The following is a 17,918-nucleotide window of genomic DNA, read 5'->3' as shown; positions in this document are numbered from 1 at the left end:
GGCTTGGTGACTTGAAATTAGGATAAATGTACACCTGTGTCAATGGTTGGTGACACAAGTGTACATTTTGCTTGCGCAACAAAAAATCCAGGATTAACATCCGTCAAAACAAGGACTGAACTGGCTCATCCACGCCTGTCATCCATTGCATCGATTGATGAGTGCCCGAGGAAATTATGAAAGTGCTCGTAGCGGTAAAACGCGCCATCGACCCGAACGTGAAAGTTCGTGTTAAAGGTGATGGTTCAGGCGTCGACCTGAATGGCGTAAAAATGGCCTTGAATCCTTTCTGCGAGATCGCAGTGGAAGAAGCTATTCGCCTTAAGGAAAAAGGCGTGGTTTGCGAGGTGGTGGTCGTTTCAGTTGGCACTTCTGCTGCGCAAGAACAATTACGCACGGCATTAGCGCTTGGCGCAGATCGAGCACTCCTGGTTGAAACGAACGCGATGCTCGAGCCGCTCAACGTGGCCAAATACCTAAGCCAAGTGATCGATACCGAAAAGCCGCAATTGATCCTTTTTGGTAAACAGGCTATCGACCAGGAGAACAACCAGACCGGGCAGATGGTTGCGCAATTAATAGGTAGTGGTCAGGCCACCTTTGCCTCAGCCATCAGCTATGCCGATGGCCGATGGGTTGTTGAGCGTGAAGTCGATGGTGGCAGCCAGGTTGTGGCCCTTACGGCACCCGCAGTTGTTACCTGTGATCTGCGCCTTAATGAACCGCGCTACGCCTCGTTACCGAACATCATGAAGGCCAAGAAAAAACCGCTCGAGGTGATTGCCGCTGATGGCTTGGGCGCGAGCGTGAGGGAGCACACCCGGCTGCTCAAGGTGACGCCACCTCCAGTGCGAAAAGCAGGTATCAACGTCAGTTCGGTATCTGAACTGGTGGAAAAACTGAGAAACGTGGCGGGGTTAGTTTGATGCGCACATTGGTTATAGCCGAGCACACAGGTAGTCAACTCACGGCAGGCACGTTGAGTGCAATTACTGCTGCTATCGATCTGGGCTTCGAAACGGATTTGCTTGTGATGGGGGGGGCGGAGGCATCAGACGTTGCGGAACAGGCCGCGCTTACCAAGGGCCTGCATCGAGTGCTGCTCGCGCAGGATGAGATGTTCGAGAAGACGCTGGCCGAAAATGTCCAGCCACTGATCACTTCGCTAGTGGGCGACACTTATACCCATGTAATGGCCGATGCGAGCAGCATGGGTCGCAATGTGTTGCCACGGGTAGCGGCCAGCCTGGATGTCGGAATGCTTTCGGACGTCATCAAAATTGTGTCGGCAGACACTTTCGAGCGACCCATTTATGCGGGTAATGCGATCGCCACCGTTCAGTCCATCGATTCAGTCAAGTTGTTGACCCTCCGTGCCTCGGCTTTTGCCCAAGCCTCGTCCCATCAGGATCGCTGCGAAGTCATGGCCGTTAATGGGGGGCGCAGTGCAAGCACTGTCAGCTTTGTAAGCGAACAGCTGACGGTGAGCGAAAGGCCTGACCTGTCGAGTGCTCGTGTCGTCGTTTCCGGTGGTCGCGGGATGCAGAGCAAAGCGAATTTTGCATTGATCGAACGTGTTGCAGACAAGCTCGGTGGCGCCGTAGGTGCATCACGCGCTGCAGTGGACGCAGGTTTTGCCCCCAACGACTTGCAAGTCGGGCAGACGGGGAAAATAGTGGCACCGGATCTCTACATCGCCGCAGGTATCAGTGGCGCCATTCAACACCTGGCCGGTATGAGTGGATCAAAGGTAATCGTCGCGATCAACCAGGACGCTGAGGCGCCGATCGCCCAAGTTGCAGATTACATGTTGGTTGCGGATTTGTTTGAGGCATTACCGGCGCTCGAACAGGCATTGTGAGTGAGTTGATAATGATTCCATGGCAGAACAATGTGCGAAATTTTATATTTGAAAGTTTAATATTAGCTTCGCATTTTTATGAGGGAAGTTGATGCTTCTGCTGTCCTGCCAATAACTATTAATACAGCACGCGGAGATGCACATGATTACGTTATCCAGTAAAACTTGTACCGGCTGGCTTGCAGGTTTGGTTATGATCTCCAGCAGCCTGATAGCTCAAGCCGAGGAGCCCGCGCCTATCCGTATTGGTTGGGTGAATTGGTCGGATACGGAGATCGCTGTAAAGCTGGCAGACACAGCGTTGCGAGATCACCTGAAGCAACCGGTTAAATTGGTTCTGGCCGATATTGGTATTCAGTTCCAGGCGCTGGCTAACGGTAATATCGACCTGATTCCTATGGTTTGGCTGCCAAGCACTCACAAGTCCTTTTATGACAAATACCGCGACAAGCTCGAAGACTTGGGGGTGCTTTATGAGGGGCGGATTGGCATGGCGGTACCCACTTCTATTCCTGTCAGTGAAATCGCCAGTGTCGAAGACCTTAACAAGCCAGAGGTAAGGGAAAAACTCGGCGGCAAGATTTTGACTTCCGAAGTGGGTAATGGTCAGTACAAACTTACCGAAAAGGCCATTAAAGAATATCGTCTTGATGGTTATAAGATGGTCGCTTCTTCAGAGTCTGGAATGTTGAGCGAGTTGGATCGTAATCTGAAACGTGACAAGTGGTCTTTGATTAACGCATGGAGCCCGCACTGGATGTTCTCCAAGTGGTCACTGCGATATTTGGATGATCCGAAGCAGATTTTCGGAGGCTCTGAGCAAATCCACGCGGTCGCACGCAAAGGTTTTAGCGCAGAACACCCCGATGTTGCTCGATTCTTCGCCAACTTCAAAATCCCTAAAGCTGACCTTGAGAAAATGATGGCTACTGCGCGTGATAGCTCGGCAGATAAGGTAGTTGCAGAATACTACTCAGCCAACAAGCCCCGCTTTGCAGCAATGTTTGACGGCACGACTGCTGCAACAACAGCGGGCCAGTGACGACAGACACTGTCTTGTCACTATTTTGCAGTTCGATGCCCTTTGCAGTGAGTGAAGGGTATTGAGTGTTTATCTTTGGATCGGATTTTTATAAATGCCGGACACAGGCCATTGTATTGCCTTGCGGCGTTATATGATGAGTGGTTCTTGAACATTAGTTTGAGAAAAATAAACGAGCAGTAGCATACGGGCACGCTGTTGAATCATGTGACTCAGTGAGATTGAAGAGGGCGTCGCCGTGCTTTCTAAATCTTCTGCCTAATTGACATTCTTGAAAGGAGAACATGCATGACAGAGTTATTTGATATTCGTCTGGCTAGCAAGCAAACAGCTTTCACTGAAATTCCAGTCATAGATATATCGTCGCTCATAAACGGCGAAAATCCACTGGAGGTGGCAAGCCAAATAGGTGACGCATGCGAAAAGGTGGGTTTTTTTTATATAAAAAATCATGGTATTGACCAGCAGTTAATAGATGAGATGTATGCGCTTACCAAAAGCTTTTTCAAGCTTCCTTTTGATGAGAAGAACAAGCTCAATGTCGTAAATTCCGGGCCCACGCTACGTGGTTATATACCGATGTACGCGGAAAACGTCGATCCTGCTAATACCCGCGATTTCAAAGAATGTTTTGATTGCGGAGCTCATTACGATGAGGTCTCTCCATTTTTTGGTCCTAATCAAATGCCGTCGGCACTGCCGCAATTTGAGAAGGTCGCCGAAGATTACCATTCCTCTGTATTGGCACTCGCGCGAATGCTTATTGGTGGGATCGCGCTGAGCTTGGGTCTACCACAAAATTACTTTGAACACCTTCAGCGTAAGCCCATCACGATTCAGCGGATTTTGCGTTACCCGCCCCAGATCGGAAGAATTTCCCAAGAGGAGATTGGTATTGGGGCGCACACGGACTATGGTTTCTTGACGGTCCTATCCCAAGATGCAGTTGGCGGTTTGCAAGTCAGGAACCGTGCAGGGGAGTGGGTTACTGCCCCTCCAGTTGAAGGCACTTTTATCGTCAATATTGGTGATCTGGTTCAAACCCTCACCAATGATCGCTACACCTCGACAATGCATCGCGTCATAAATGCCAGCGGTCTAGAACGCTATTCAATACCTTTCTTTATTGATTTGGATTTCGATGCGGTGGTTGAACCTGTGCCAACCTGCGTGAGTGAGGCTCTACCCGCGAAGTATGAAGCGTACACGTGTGGCCAACACAAATTTAAGCGATTCGTTGATAGCTATGCGCATTTGAAAGGCGAATAGGGGGGCAATGTGCATCCTATACATGGCCAATCCCGCCGATGCGCAGAAATGGCGAGATGGCCTGTCAACGCTCGCTCCTCAACTAGAGTTCCGCCAATGGCCTGATATCGGTAACCCGGCAGAGGTGCACTACATCCTGGCTTGGGAGCCTCTTGCCAGCCTTGCGGAGCAGTTTGGTAATCTTCGGCTCCTCTACGCTGCGGGGGCTGGAGTTGATCAGTTCGATTTGGCCCGTTTGCCTGCTCACGTGTCGCTCATACGGCTGGTAGATAGCTCGATGGCGGACATCATGGCTGAGTATGTTCTGTTTGGTGTTCTTGCCTTGCATCGAGACATCCTCGCTTACCAAGAGGATCAGCGCAGGGGTCGCTGGCAACCTCGACCAATCGTGCACGCTTCACAGCGGCGTGTTGGTGTCATGGGGGTTGGTAATCTCGGACGCGCCGCGCTTGATCGCCTTCAGCCTGTGTCGAAAAGAGATCACAACCTCTGTTTTCGTTCCGGCGCTTCCTGCGGACGCTGATTCAAACCCCGTTCTTCACGGCTGCAGATAAAGGCAAGAGACCATTCGAAAAATTAGCCGCTGGTCGAAAAGCAATACTTCATCCAGGGTGTGGGCTGAGGTGTGGGCTCGACGATTTTTCCAAAAGCCAGAAACGACAAAGCCCTGAATAATCAGGGCTTTGTCGTATATAGATGGCGGAGGCGATGGGATTCGAACTCATGGACCTGTTACAGTCGACGGTTTTCAAGACCGTTGCCTTAAACCACTCGGCCACACCTCCGTTTGCGTTGCGGGCGCCATAATACCTGAATGAAACACACTGTCAAACTCTCTGCATAGCTTGTTACAGAGCGTCTGTTATGATCTTTGCGACTGAACGTTTCAAACCAACAGGAGTGTCGCCATGCGCGAACAGGATTACGCAGTTAATAACAGCGTGCAGGCTGAGCAGCTAGAGGTTAGCCGCGTCCTGCGCAACACTTACGGCTTACTCGCTCTCACCCTCGCATTCAGCGGCGTGATGGCGTTTGTCGCTCAGCAGATGCGTGTCGGCTACCCGAACGTTTTCGTGGTGCTGATCGGTTTCTACGGCCTTTTCTTCCTTACCAACAAACTCCGTGATTCGGCCTGGGGCCTGGTGTCGGCATTTGCCCTGACCGGTTTCATGGGTTTCCTGCTCGGCCCGATCCTCAACCGTTACCTGGGTATGCAGGGCGGCGCCGAGGTGGTCAGTTCGGCCTTCGCGATGACTGCGCTGGTATTCGGCGGTCTGTCGGCCTACGTGCTGATTACCCGCAAGGACATGAGCTTCCTGGGTGGTTTCATCACCGCAGGCTTCTTCGTGCTGCTGGGTGCGACGCTGGCGAGCCTGTTCTTCCAGATCAGCGGTCTGCAACTGGCGATCAGCGCAGGTTTCGTGCTGTTCTCCTCGGTCTGCATTCTGTTCCAGACCAGCGCCATCATTCACGGCGGCGAGCGCAACTACATCATGGCGACCATCAGCCTGTATGTATCGATCTACAACCTGTTCATCAGCTTGTTGCAGATCTTCGGCATCATGAGCCGCGATGACTAATCGTCAGCCTTGAGGAAAAAACCCGCTTCGGCGGGTTTTTTCTTGCCTGGGATTTGAGTGAAGGGTCACGCCATCGGTGGCAAACGGCGTTTGACCGGGGTTTTCTTGACGATTGCAGTGTTGGTTTCGGCGTGGGTGTTGAGGCGGTCGAGCAGGGTGTCCAGTTGTTCCATCGAACGCACATGCAGGCGTGCGATGAAACAGTCGTCGCCGGTGACTTTGTCGCACTCGGTAAATTCGGGAATGGCCTGGATCTGCCGTTCCACTTCCTGCAACTGGCCCGGCAGCGGACGAATACGGACGATGGCCTGGAGTTGATAGCCAAAGCATTTGGGGTCGATCTCGACGGTGTACCCCTTGAGCACGCCACGCTCTTCGAGACGACGCAAACGCTCGGCGACGCTGGGCGAAGACAGGCCGCTGATTTGCGCCAGCGCCTTGAGCGAGCGGCGTGAGTCTTCCATCAATGCCGTGATCAGCACTTGGTCGATATCGTCGGTCATGGCGAAACCCCTATTAGGCAATTAACTCAAACCGCCTTGATAAAAAAGGCAGATTCCGAGTTTAGCCTGCTTTTTGCGCTGGAGAAGCCCCCCAGCGGATTGGCATACTTTGGGCTCAAACACAGGAGTCTGATGATGGACAAATCAATACGTCACGGGTCATTTGAAATGACCGCCGCCATGCTGATTTCCGGGACCATCGGCTGGTTCGTGCTGGTGTCCGGGCAACCGGTGCTGGACGTAGTGTTCTGGCGTTGTGTGTTCGGCGCCGGCACGTTGTTGCTGATCTGCGCGGCATTCGGCTTCCTGCGCCCCGGCATTCTGACCCGCACCACGTTCCTGCTGGCCGTGCTCAGCGGCGTGGCGATTGTCGGCAACTGGGTGCTGTTGTTTGCTTCTTACTCCCGCGCCTCGATTGCCATCGGTACCGCGGTATACAACGTTCAGCCGTTCATGCTGGTGGGGTTGGCCGCGTTGTTCCTCAACGAGAAAATTACCCTGCAGAAACTATTCTGGCTGGGCATTTCGTTTCTCGGGATGCTGGCGATTGTCAGCGCACATGGCGGGCAGGGCGAGAGCGGTAATGATTACCTGATGGGTATCGCGCTGGCGCTGGGGGCGGCATTTCTTTACGCGATTGCTGCGTTGATCATCAAGCGCCTGACCGGCACACCGCCGCATCTGATCGCCTTGGTTCAGGTCACCACCGGCGTGTTGTTACTCGCGCCATTCGCGCACTTTTCGGCACTGCCGCAAGCGCCGAGCGCATGGGCCAGTCTGGTAACCCTGGGCATTGTCCACACCGGCGTGATGTACGTGCTGCTCTACGGCGCCATTCAAAAACTGCCGACGGCGCTGACCGGTGCGCTGTCTTTCATCTACCCGATTGCGGCGATTTTCGTTGACTGGTTTGCCTTCGGCCATCGCCTGGAGCCGCTGCAATGGATCGGTGTTGCCGCGATTCTGTTGGCCGCTGCCGGCATGCAACAGGGCTGGACCCTGAAGTTTCGTCGGACGGTGACGACGCAGTAAGCCGTAAAGAAACGTCAGATGTTCCAGCGCGGTGCCGTCTTGGCCAGGCGCTGGCGCATCTCGCCGATGTTGGCGGCTAATTGCCGGACCAATAACCGGTAGCCGTCCAGCGGATTGTAAACCGGCGCGGTCAGGCTTGAATCCGACGGCAATTCGACGGGCCGGTTGAGCCGCTGGGACGCACCGGATTTCAGCGCCCGGGCCATACCGATCAGTTGCACCCGAATCAGTCGATGCTCGGCTTTCAAGGACGATTGCAGATGGGCCATGGCATCGGGGTCACTGGCGTCAGGTCGGGTGTTGCCGAGAATTTCCAGGGTGCTGACACACATCCGCAAGTGGCGCTGAATGGCATCGAGTTCGGTCATGGAGATCCGTACTTCCTTGGACACCGACGGCATCAACGAGCGCAGTTGCACCATCACCGTGTTCAGGCGCCCCACGAGTTTATGGTGTTCGTCATCGGTGACCGATTGGCCATTGATGATGCGTCCGTAGATCGTCGCGCAGTCGCGCAAGGCATCGGCCAGGTTGTAGCGCCAGGAATAAACCGCGTAGAGCGGCAAGGCGAAAGAAAATGCCAGGGCCAGGGCGATGCCGATCAGGATGTCCACCCCACGCCACAACCCGTCGGTGATCGGATTGTCGCCATGCCCCGCGACGATAAACACGGTTATCGCCGAGAGCAACGCGGTGTAACCGCCCTTGCCGATGGCGTGGTACGAGAAGAACCCACAAACCACGGCCATCGCGAAATAGGTCAGCCACGGCATCCCGAGCCACGCCTGTTGCGCCACCAGCAGCAAGCCGACGCCGGCACCGATCAAGGTGCCGATGGCGCGTTCGGCGGCTTTTTTGCCGATGTTGCCGTGATGCTGCAAGCCGCCGATCACCACCAGCATCGTCACCGACGCCCACTCACCGTGGGGCAGATGGATGCCGGTGGTCAGCAGGATCGTTGCCAGCAACCCCAGCGACACGCGCACCGCGTGGATCACCCTGGCGTGGCGATAGCGCCGATACGGGTCCAGCAACGGACGCAGCAGTCGGCGCAGTAGCAGTGGCAGTCGGCTGTCTCTGAATGTGCTCAGGCTCGGTCTCCTCAGAAGATGTAATCGGTGGTCAGGAAACTCGAACTGCGTCCGCTGATGATTTCGCTGATGAGTTCTTTGTTGGTTTCCTGGAACTTGGTCGCCACCAGGGTGCGAATCGAAAACACCCGCAACGCATCATGCACCGACAGCGTGCCTTCGGCGGAGTTCTTGCGGCCGTTGAACGGGAAGGTGTCCGGGCCGCGCTGGCACTGGGCGTTGAGGTTGATCCGGCCGACCTGGTTGGCGAAGGTGTCGACCAGCCGGCCGACCGCCACCGGGTTGGTGCCGAAAATACTCAGCTGCTGGCCGAAGTCCGATTCCAGAACGTAATCGATCACTGTGTCCAGATGCCGGTAAGGCACGATTGGCACGACCGGGCCGAACTGTTCTTCCTGATAGACGCGCATCTGTGGCGTCACCGGGTACAGCACGGCGGGGTAGAAGAACGAAGCGCGGGCTTCACCGCCGTTGGGGTTGACCACGGTGGCGCCTTTGCCGACGGCATCCGCCACCAGCGAATGCAGGTAATCGACCTTGCTCGCTTCCGGCAACGGCGTCAGTGCCACGCCGCTGTCCCACGGCATGCCGGGTTTGAGGCTGGCAAGTTTGGCGTTGAATTTCTCGATGAAAGAGTCGACCACGTCTTCATGGACGAAGAGGATTTTCAACGCGGTGCAGCGCTGACCATTGAATGACAGAGAGCCGGTGAGCGCTTCGCTGACTGCGTTATCCAGATCCACCTCGGGCAGCACGATGCCGGGGTTTTTCGCGTCCAGGCCCAACGCCGCACGCAAGCGGTGCGGTTTTGGATGGAGTTTTTTCAGGTCGCTGGCGGCTTTGTTGGTGCCGATAAACGCGAAGATGTCGATCTTGCCGCTGGCCATCAGCGCGCTGACGGTCTCGCGGCCGCTGCCGTAGATCACGTTGATCACCCCGGCCGGGAAGCTGTCGCGGAATGCTTCCAGCAACGGACGAATCAGCAGTACGCCGAGCTTGGCCGGTTTGAACACCACGGTGTTGCCCATGATCAGCGCCGGAATCAGCGTGGTGAAGGTTTCGTTCAGCGGGTAGTTGTAAGGCCCCATGCACAACGCCACACCCAGCGGGACGCGGCGGATCTGGCCAAGGGTGTCCTGTTCCAGTTCGAAGCGGCTGGAGCGACGGTCGAGTTCCTTGAGCGCATTGATCGTGTCGACGATGTAATCGCAGGTGCGGTCGAACTCTTTCTCCGAGTCCTTGAGGTTCTTGCCGATTTCCCACATCAGCAACTTGACCACGGCCTCGCGCTGTTCGCGCATGCGTCCGAGAAAGGTTTCGACGTGCTGGATGCGTTCGGCCACACGCATTGTCGGCCACAGACCCTGGCCCCGGTCATAGGCGCGGACGGCGGCGTCGAGGGCGGTCAATGCGGTGTCGGCATCGAGCAGTGGCGTGCTGCCGAGGATCACTTGTTCATCGCCATTTTCACCCGTCAGGTACACCGGGCTGCGGACTTGGGCGAGGGGCCCGGACCAGGTTTTCAGCTCGCCGTCGACCAGGTATTCACGCTGCTCGGTCTGGCCATCGAGGCGATATTTTTCCGGGATGTCGCTGGCGTCGGGAAACAGGTTGCCAAGGATGTGTGCTGTGGTCATGTCGCTACCCCGTCTGGATTGGGTGATGCAATTGATGAATCGTTTTAGCAGACCTCGGACTCGCTTGTCATGGCTCATCTTAGGATTCTTTTGGCTTGACGTTGCGGATCGTCGTAGCGGCTATAGGGTTACGGGGCTGCGACCTTTTGCCCTGAAAACACACAAGTGCCGATCCTGCGGTTAAACTTCGCGCTCTTTCTGAAGGAGTTCATATGAGTTACTACCAGCCGGGCATTCTCGCCACCCCAGTTCCGCCTCAAGCTCGTCATATGTTCTTCGCACTCGAATCCGCCGCTGCCTTGCCGGCCGCGCTGGAGAATCTCAAGGGACTGGTGGACGGGAAGTCGGCCGTGGTCGGTTTCGGTGAGTCCCTGGTCAAGGCGCTCAAGGGGCAAATCGATGGCCTGCGCACCTTTCCAGCGTTGACCGGTGTCGGCGTCGATAACCCGTCGACCCAGCACGCGCTCTGGTGCTGGCTGCACGGTGTCGACCGTGGCGAATTGCTCAACCGCAGCAACGCCATTGAAGCCGCGCTGGCCCCGGCCCTGCGCCTGGTGCAGATGAACGAAACCTTCCGCCACCTCTCCGGCCACGATCTGACCGGTTACGAAGACGGCACCGAAAACCCTCACGACGAAGCCGCCGTTGCTGCTGCGCTGGTGAGTGACGGCGCTGACGGAATGGTCGGCGGCAGTTTCGCCGCGATCCAGCAGTGGCAGCATGATCTGAAAGGCTTTCACGCGATGCCGTCCCATGAGAAGGACAACATCATGGGCCGTCGTTTGAGCGACAACGAAGAACTCGACGACGCGCCGATCTCCGCTCACGTCAAACGCACCGCCCAGGAGAGCTTCGCCCCCGAGGCTTTTGTGGTGCGCCGCTCCATGCCCTGGATCGAAGGCGATCGCGCCGGCCTGATGTTCCTGGCCTTCGGTTTCTCCCTCGACGCTTTCGAAGCCCAACTGCGCCGCATGAGCGGTCTGGAAGACGGCATCACCGACGGTTTGTACCGCATCAGCCGGCCGATCACCGGCGGCTATTACTGGTGCCCGCCGCTCAAGGACGGTCATCTGGACCTGCGCGCACTGCGCGTCGGCTAAACATCAGGGAGTGAGTATGAACGTGGTGCGCTGGGGCATGATCGGGTGTGGCAGCGTCGCTGAACGCAAGAGCGGGCCGGCCTTCTACAAGGCGCCCGGCTCGGCGCTGGTGGCGGTGATGGGCCGGCGTCTGGAAGCGGTGACGGATTACGCGGCGCGCCACGGCATCGCTCGGGTCTACACCGACGTGGAAGCGTTGATCAATGATCCCGAGGTCGACGCGGTGTACATCGCCACGCCACCTGACAGTCATCACGCTTACGCCTTGAGGGTGGCCGCCGCCGGCAAACATTGCTGCGTCGAAAAACCCATGTCGCTGAATGCCGGGCAAAGCCGTGAGATGCAAAAGGTCTTTGCCGACGCCGGGCTGCACCTGTTTGTTTCCTACTACCGACGTTCGCTGCCGCGCTTCCAGCAAGTGCGGCAATGGCTGGAGGAAGGGCGGATCGGCGAGGTCCGGCACCTGACCTGGACCCTGACCAAAGCGCCATCTCCGACCGATCTTGGCGGTACAGATAACTGGCGCACCGACCCGGCTATTGCTGGCGGTGGTTATTTCGCCGACCTGGCCAGTCATGGCTTCGACCTGTTCCAGTACCTGCTGGGTGACATCGTCGAAGTCGCCGGGTTTACCGCGCACCAGGCCGGTTTATATGCCGCCGAGGATGCCGTCAGCGCCAGTTGGCGGTTTGCTTCGGGCGCCTTGGGCATGGGCTGCTGGAACTTTGTGGCGGATCGTCGCGAGGACCGGGTCGAACTGATCGGTAGCAAAGGCCGGATCAGCTTTTCCGTATTCGATGAGCATCCGGTTCAGCTTGAAGCCGATGAAAGCCTCAGCCTGCACATTGATAATCACGACCACATTCAATGGCATCACGTACTGGGTATGAACGCCCATATCCGTGGAGAAGCGCAGCATCCAGCGGTTGCCGAACAGGCGCTGAAAACCGATTGGGTGATGGACCAGATCCTCAAGCGCGGTTGATAAAAGATCAAAAGATCGCAGCCTCGTTTCACTCGTCAGCTAGTCCTTGCCAGAAAAAAGCCAAAAGAGTACAAATGTACTCCATGACGACTTTAACTCCCCGCCGTACCGCCATCCTGACCTTTATCCGCGATCGAATCGCCGAGCAGGGCCAGTCCCCGAGCCTCGCTGAAATCAGCGAGGCGTTCGGTTTCGCCTCCCGCAGCGTGGCGCGCAAGCATGTGCTGGCGCTGACCGAGGCCGGTTTTATCGAGGTCAATGCGCATCAGGCCCGGGGCATTCGTTTGCTCGGGCAACCGGCGCGGCCCGAATTGCTGGACATTCCGGTACTCGGTCGGGTGGCGGCGGGGGCGCCGATCGGTGCCGATGCCGAGGTTCACAGCCGCTTGCTGCTCGACCCGTCGATCTTCTCGCGGGTGCCGGATTACATGCTGCGGGTCCAGGGTGACTCGATGATCGAGGACGGCATTCTCGACGGCGACCTGGTGGGCGTGCACCGCAATCCCGAGGCGGTCAACGGCCAGATCGTCGTTGCGCGACTCGACGGGGAAGTCACCATCAAACGTTTCGAGCGGGTCGGGGAGAGTGTCCGATTGCTGCCACGCAATCCGGCCTACCAGCCGATCATCGTCGAAGCCAGTCAGGACCTGGCCATCGAAGGGGTGTTCTGCGGTCTGGTGAGGCAAGGGTGATGGGCGCCGTCGTTGCGCTGGATACGCTGTTCAATGGCGGCCAGGTCTGGAAGGGCCGGCCTGCGCCACCGGCTGTCAGCCCGCAACCCACCGGGCATGCCGCGCTGGATGCGGCGTTGCCCACCGGTGGCTGGCCGGAAGCGGCGCTGACCGAAATCCTTTTGGCCGGGCAGGGTGTTGGCGAGTTGCAACTGGTGTGGCCAGCGCTGGCGCGGTTGTCCGCCGCGGGCGAGCGCATCGTGCTGGTGGCGCCGCCTTACGTGCCCTATCCCCAGGCCTGGCAGAACGCCGGAGTCGATCTGCGTCAATTGTCGATCATCCAGGCCAGCGAGCGCGATGCCTTGTGGGCAGCGGAACAATGCCTGCGTTCGGGCAGTTGCGGCGCAGTGCTGTGCTGGCCGCACAAGGCCGATGACCGGGCGTTGCGGCGTTTGCAGGTGGCGGCGGAAACCGGCTCGACCCTGGCGTTTGCCTACCGCTCGATCAATGAGGCGATCAACCCTTCGCCCGCGGCACTGCGCATCGCCATCGATGCCAGGCCTGCGCAATTGCGCGTGCTCAAGTGCCGGGGCGGGTTGGCGCGTTCGGCGCCGATTGCCTTCCCCGTGGGACATTGAGGTTGCCATGCGCTGGGTGTGCATTCTCTTCCCGCAATTGGCGCTGGACGCGGTACTGCGTCAGCGCGCCGATCCCGATGAGCCGCTGGCGCTGCTGACCGGCCCGGCCCAGCGTCGGGTATTGCAAGCGGTCAACGCTTCGGCCCGGGCGCTGGGCTTGCGTCCGGGCCAGTCGATGACCGCCGCCCAAGCCTTGAGCAAAGGTTTTGTCACGGCTGAATACGACGCTGCCGAGATCGAGCACTGGCAGCAGTTTCTGGCCGCCTGGGCTTATCGATTCAGTTCACAAGTCAGCGTGCATTACCCGCGTGCGGTGGTGTTTGAAATCGAGTCCAGCCTGGGGTTGTTCGGCGCCTGGCCACAATTCGAGGCGCGGTTACGGGCCGAGCTCGGCGAGTTGGGGTTTCGCCATCGGATTGTTGCCGCGCCCAACCCGGTGGCGGCACGGGTGCTGGCCAACGCTTATGACGGTCTGGTGGTACCCGACGATCAAGCCTTGCAACATCACCTAGGGCAGTTGCCCATCGACCGGATCGGGCTGGAAACCAGCGTTGCCAGCGCATTGTCGCGCATGGGGTTGCGCACCTTGAGCCAGGTTCAGGCGTTGCCTCGCCATAGTCTGGCCCGGCGTTTCGAGGCCCAGGTGCTCAAGCATCTGGACGCCTTGCTCGGGTTACGGCGGCTGGCGCTGGCGTTCTACTTGCCGCCGGACCGGTTCGATGTGCGCATCGAGCTCAACTTCGACGTGCAGTCCCATCAGGCGCTGCTGTTTCCGTTACGCCGGTTGACCGGTGACCTGTCGGCGTTTCTTTGCGGTCGGGACAGCGGCGTGCAGCGTTTCGACCTGCACCTGGAGCACGCCGGCTTGCCGGACACCGTCATCAAGGTCGGCCTGCTCAGCGCCGAACGTGATCCGGCGATGCTCTTTGAACTGGCCCGGGGCCGGTTGGAGCAAGTCCAGGTCGAGGCCCCGGTGCGCGGTTTTCGCCTGCGCGCCGAAGACTTGCCGGCCTTCGTTCCCCAGTATCAGGAACTGTTCGACGACCGCCCGCAGCAGTCCTTGCCCTGGGAGCAACTGCGCGAACGCTTGCGTGCGCGGTTGGGGGATGACGCGGTGCAGGGCTTGCGGTTCCAGGCCGATCACCGGCCGGAATGCGCGTGGCAGGCCAGTGTCGACAGTCAGCGCTGTGCAGGGCTGCCTGCGGTGCAACGTCCGGGTTGGCTGCTGACTGAACCGCTGGCGGTGCATGAAGGTTCGGCGCGCATCCTGATGGGGCCGGAACGCATTGAGTCCGGTTGGTGGGACGGTGCCGATGTGCGCCGCGATTACTTCCTGATCGAAACCCGTTCCGGCCAGCAGGGCTGGGCCTATCGTGCGGTCGGCGAGGACGGCCCGTTGTGGCTGCAAGGCTGGTTCGCATGAGTGTCGACTATGTCGAGCTGCACTGCCTGTCGAACTTCAGTTTCCAGCGCGGTGCTTCCAGTGCCCTCGAACTCTTTGAGCGGGCGAAAAAGCAGGGCTATCAGGCCTTGGCGATCACCGATGAATGCACGCTGGCCGGTATCGTCCGCGCCTGGCAAGCGGCCAAATCCGTGGAGCTTCCGCTGATTATCGGCAGCGAAGTGCGCATCGAGAACGGTCCGAAACTGGTGTTGCTGGTGGAAAACCTCGAGGGTTACCAGACCCTGTGCCGACTGATTACCCGAGCGCGGCGCCGCACGCAGAAAGGCCAGTATCAAGTCCTGCGCGAGGACTTCAGTGAACCCTTACCGGGGCTGTTGGCGTTGTGGGTACCGGACGCGGTCGATGACGTCGAACAGGGCCACTGGCTGAAACAGACCTTCGTCGATTGCCTGTGGCTGGCCGTCCAGCTGCATCGCGGCCAGGACGATACCCGACGGCTGGCTGCGCTGCTGACCCTGGCGGGCGAACTGCGAATCCCGGCAGTGGCCAGCGGTGATGTGCACATGCACGCTCGTGGGCGACGCGCTTTGCAGGACACCATGACAGCGATCCGTCATCACGTGCCGGTGGCGGAGGCCGGGTTGCGTCTTCATCCCAATGGCGAGCGGCATGTGCGCAGTCTCGAGGCTCTGCAATCGATCTACCCGCAAACACTGCTCGACGAAACGCTGAACATCGCCCGGCGCTGCACCTTCGACCTTGGTCAGTTGCGTTATCAATATCCCCGGGAGTTGGTCCCTGAAGGCCAGACAGCCACGTCCTGGCTGCGTCATTTGACCGAGGAGGGCATCGCGTGGCGCTGGCCAAAAGGCCCGCAAGCCCAGGTGCTGACGCAGATCGACAAGGAGCTGGAGCTGATCGCCGAGCTGGGCTACGAAAGCTATTTCCTGACGGTTCACGACATTGTGCGATTCGCCCGTGAGCAAAAAATCCTGTGTCAGGGCCGTGGTTCGGCGGCCAACTCGGCGGTGTGCTTTGCCTTGGGCATCACGGAAATCGATCCGGATCGCACCACGCTGTTGTTCGAGCGCTTTCTCTCCAAAGAGCGCAACGAACCGCCGGATATCGACGTCGATTTCGAGCATGAACGCCGCGAAGAAGTCTTGCAGTACGTGTTCCAGCGTTATGGCCGGAGCCGCGCGGCGTTGACGGCGGTGGTCAGCACGTATCACGCGGCTGGCGCGGTGCGTGATGTGGCCAAGGCCTTGGGTTTGCCGCCGGATCAGATCAACGCCCTGGCCGATTGCTGTGGCCACTGGAGTGATGAAACACCGCCCGTGGAACGCCTGCTTGAAGGCGGGTTCGATCCCGAGAGCCCGGTGCTGCGCCGGGTGCTGAGTCTGACGGGGCAACTGATCGGTTTCCCCCGACACCTGTCCCAGCACCCCGGTGGTTTCGTGATTTCCGAGCAGCCTCTGGACAGCCTGGTCCCGGTGGAAAACGCCGCCATGGCCGAGCGCACCATCATCCAGTGGGACAAGGACGACCTCGATGCCGTCGGGCTGCTCAAGGTCGATATCCTGGCGTTGGGCATGCTCAGTGCGATCCGCCGCTGTTTCGATCTGTTGCGCCGTCATCGCCATCGGGACCTGAGCCTGGCGACGATCCCGGCCGAAGACTCGCAGACCTACGACATGATCGGTCGTGCCGACACCATCGGCGTGTTCCAGATCGAGTCCCGGGCGCAGATGTCGATGCTGCCGAGGCTCAAACCCCGGACCTTCTATGACCTGGTGATCGAGGTGGCGATTGTCCGTCCGGGGCCGATTCAGGGCGGGATGGTGCATCCGTACCTGCGACGCCGAAACAAGGAAGAACCCGAGGTCTATCCGTCCCCGGCACTGGAAACCGTGCTCAAGCGTACGTTGGGCGTGCCGCTGTTCCAGGAGCAGGTGATGCAGATTGCCATCGTCGCCGCCGACTACAGCCCCGGCGAGGCCGATCAGTTGCGCCGCTCCATGGCCGCCTGGAAACGCCACGGCGGGCTGGAGCCGCACAAGGATCGCCTGGCCGCCGGGATGAAGAAAAACGGCTACACGGCCGAGTTTGCCGCGCAAATCTTCGAGCAGATCAAAGGCTTTGGCAGTTATGGTTTTCCCGAGTCCCACGCCGCCAGTTTCGCCTTGTTGACCTACGCCAGTTGCTGGTTGAAATGCCACGAGCCGGCGGCCTTCGCCTGTGCGCTGATCAACAGCTGGCCCATGGGTTTCTACAGCCCGGACCAGATTCTGCAGGACGCGCGCCGGCATCATTTGCAGATTCGCCCGGTGGACGTGCGCGCCAGTGACTGGGATTGCAGCCTCGAACCGATCACCGGTGCCCAGCCGGCGATTCGCATGGGGTTGCGGATGATCAAAGGCTTTCGCGAGGACGATGCCCGACGCATCGAAGCCGCACGGTCGAAGGGGGCGTTTATCGATATTGCCGACCTCGGCGAACGGGCGCGACTCGACGCCCGCGCCCAGGAGCAACTGGCCGATGCCGGTGCGCTGCGTGGCTTGGCGGGTGACCGTCATCGGGCGCGCTGGGAAGTGGCGGGAGTGCAGAAACAGCTCGGCTTGTTTGCCGGTCTGCCGAGTCAGGAGGAGGGCGCGGTGTCGTTGCCAAAACCCACCGTCGGCGAGGACCTGCTGGCCGATTACAACAGTGTCGGCACCACGCTCGGGCCGCATCCGCTGGCTCTATTGCGGGGTGAATTGAAAGCCCGGCGCTGCCGCAGTTCGAAGGAACTGATGGAGGTCGAGCATGGACGACCGGTCAGCGTCGCCGGGCTGGTGACCGGCCGACAACGCCCGGGCACCGCCAGTGGTGTGACTTTTGTCACCCTTGAAGATGAGTTCGGCAACGTCAACGTCATTGTCTGGCGCGACCTGGCCGACCGGCAGCGCCAGGTGTTGGTGGGCTCGCAATTGCTCAAGGTCGACGGGCGCTGGGAAAAGGAAGGCGAAGTGCGGCATTTGATTGCCGGACGGTTGAGCGACCTGAGCCCATTGCTCGACGGCATCAGCGTACGCAGCCGGGATTTCCGTTGACCTCGAAACTTA

General features: G+C 58.8%; 16 protein-coding genes and 1 tRNA gene. 13 read left to right on the top strand and 4 right to left on the bottom strand.

Features of this window, described 5'->3' with window-relative positions:
- Positions 1-176 precede the first annotated feature (176 nt).
- From KW848_RS13815 to KW848_RS13795, 5 genes are all read left to right on the top strand, one after another.
- Positions 177-926 carry an electron transfer flavoprotein subunit beta/FixA family protein gene (locus KW848_RS13815; protein ID WP_192407904.1) on the top strand — a complete coding sequence of 250 codons (750 nt, stop codon included), beginning with the start codon at positions 177-179 and terminating at the stop codon, positions 924-926.
- Complete coding sequence (locus tag KW848_RS13810; protein ID WP_218537168.1) at positions 926-1,861, top strand: electron transfer flavoprotein subunit alpha/FixB family protein; 936 nt, start codon at positions 926-928, stop codon at positions 1,859-1,861. The genes KW848_RS13815 and KW848_RS13810 overlap by 1 nt, the downstream gene beginning before the upstream one ends.
- Positions 1,862-2,003: 142 nt before the next feature.
- Positions 2,004-2,903, top strand: coding sequence for a glycine betaine ABC transporter substrate-binding protein (locus tag KW848_RS13805; RefSeq protein WP_192407908.1), 900 nt, complete (start codon positions 2,004-2,006; stop codon positions 2,901-2,903).
- Positions 2,904-3,191: 288 nt separating this feature from the next.
- On the top strand, positions 3,192-4,172 hold the full coding sequence (locus tag KW848_RS13800; protein ID WP_192407910.1) for an isopenicillin N synthase family oxygenase: 981 nt from the start codon (positions 3,192-3,194) through the stop codon (positions 4,170-4,172).
- Between the two features lie 22 nt (positions 4,173-4,194).
- Positions 4,195-4,695, top strand: a complete 501-nt coding sequence (locus KW848_RS13795; protein ID WP_223527097.1) for an NAD(P)-dependent oxidoreductase — start codon at positions 4,195-4,197, stop codon at positions 4,693-4,695.
- Positions 4,696-4,869: 174 nt separating this feature from the next.
- Here KW848_RS13795 and KW848_RS13790 read toward each other — a convergent pair.
- Positions 4,870-4,957, bottom strand: a tRNA-Ser gene (locus tag KW848_RS13790).
- Between the two features lie 123 nt (positions 4,958-5,080).
- Between KW848_RS13790 and KW848_RS13785 the strand changes: the two genes are divergently transcribed.
- Positions 5,081-5,752 (top strand): Bax inhibitor-1/YccA family protein, encoded by a 672-nt coding sequence (locus tag KW848_RS13785; protein WP_046048530.1) that lies wholly within the window; start codon positions 5,081-5,083, stop codon positions 5,750-5,752.
- 65 nt (positions 5,753-5,817) lie between these two features.
- Here the strand turns inward: KW848_RS13785 and KW848_RS13780 are convergent, their stop codons facing one another.
- The gene (locus KW848_RS13780) at positions 5,818-6,255 is read right to left on the bottom strand and encodes an Lrp/AsnC family transcriptional regulator (RefSeq protein ID WP_008155029.1); all 438 of its coding nucleotides are present in this window, start codon (positions 6,253-6,255) and stop codon (positions 5,818-5,820) included.
- Positions 6,256-6,390: 135 nt separating this feature from the next.
- On the opposite strand from KW848_RS13780, the gene KW848_RS13775 reads away from it, so the two are divergent.
- The gene (locus tag KW848_RS13775) at positions 6,391-7,287 is read left to right on the top strand and encodes a DMT family transporter (RefSeq protein ID WP_218537167.1); all 897 of its coding nucleotides are present in this window, start codon (positions 6,391-6,393) and stop codon (positions 7,285-7,287) included.
- Between the two features lie 14 nt (positions 7,288-7,301).
- Here the strand turns inward: KW848_RS13775 and KW848_RS13770 are convergent, their stop codons facing one another.
- Positions 7,302-8,321 (bottom strand): FUSC family protein, encoded by a 1,020-nt coding sequence (locus tag KW848_RS13770; protein ID WP_111449857.1) that lies wholly within the window; start codon positions 8,319-8,321, stop codon positions 7,302-7,304.
- A gap of 68 nt (positions 8,322-8,389) precedes the next feature.
- On the bottom strand, positions 8,390-10,015 hold the full coding sequence (locus KW848_RS13765; RefSeq protein WP_192407916.1) for an NADP-dependent glyceraldehyde-3-phosphate dehydrogenase: 1,626 nt from the start codon (positions 10,013-10,015) through the stop codon (positions 8,390-8,392).
- A gap of 212 nt (positions 10,016-10,227) precedes the next feature.
- On the opposite strand from KW848_RS13765, the gene KW848_RS13760 reads away from it, so the two are divergent.
- The 6 genes from KW848_RS13760 (at position 10,228) to KW848_RS13735 (ending at position 17,906) form a co-directional block, all read left to right on the top strand.
- Positions 10,228-11,115, top strand: a complete 888-nt coding sequence (locus KW848_RS13760) for a Dyp-type peroxidase (protein ID WP_218537166.1) — start codon at positions 10,228-10,230, stop codon at positions 11,113-11,115.
- Positions 11,116-11,131: 16 nt separating this feature from the next.
- Positions 11,132-12,100, top strand: coding sequence for a Gfo/Idh/MocA family protein (locus KW848_RS13755; protein ID WP_218537165.1), 969 nt, complete (start codon positions 11,132-11,134; stop codon positions 12,098-12,100).
- Positions 12,101-12,174: 74 nt separating this feature from the next.
- Complete coding sequence (gene lexA / locus KW848_RS13750) at positions 12,175-12,792, top strand: transcriptional repressor LexA (RefSeq protein ID WP_111449853.1); 618 nt, start codon at positions 12,175-12,177, stop codon at positions 12,790-12,792.
- Positions 12,792-13,409 (top strand): translesion DNA synthesis-associated protein ImuA, encoded by a 618-nt coding sequence (gene imuA / locus KW848_RS13745; RefSeq protein WP_033061610.1) that lies wholly within the window; start codon positions 12,792-12,794, stop codon positions 13,407-13,409. Before lexA ends, imuA begins: the two co-directional genes overlap by 1 nt.
- A gap of 7 nt (positions 13,410-13,416) precedes the next feature.
- On the top strand, positions 13,417-14,832 hold the full coding sequence (locus tag KW848_RS13740) for a DNA polymerase Y family protein (RefSeq protein ID WP_218537164.1): 1,416 nt from the start codon (positions 13,417-13,419) through the stop codon (positions 14,830-14,832).
- Complete coding sequence (locus KW848_RS13735; protein ID WP_218537163.1) at positions 14,808-17,906, top strand: error-prone DNA polymerase; 3,099 nt, start codon at positions 14,808-14,810, stop codon at positions 17,904-17,906. The genes KW848_RS13740 and KW848_RS13735 overlap by 25 nt, the downstream gene beginning before the upstream one ends.
- The last annotated feature ends 12 nt before the right edge of the window (positions 17,907-17,918 follow it).

The sequence above is a fragment of the Pseudomonas sp. PDM25 genome, from assembly GCF_019219045.1.
Taxonomy (GTDB): Bacteria; Pseudomonadota; Gammaproteobacteria; order Pseudomonadales; family Pseudomonadaceae; genus Aquipseudomonas.
Note: the sequence above shows the minus strand (reverse complement) of the source record. Positions and strands in the feature narration are given on the sequence as shown.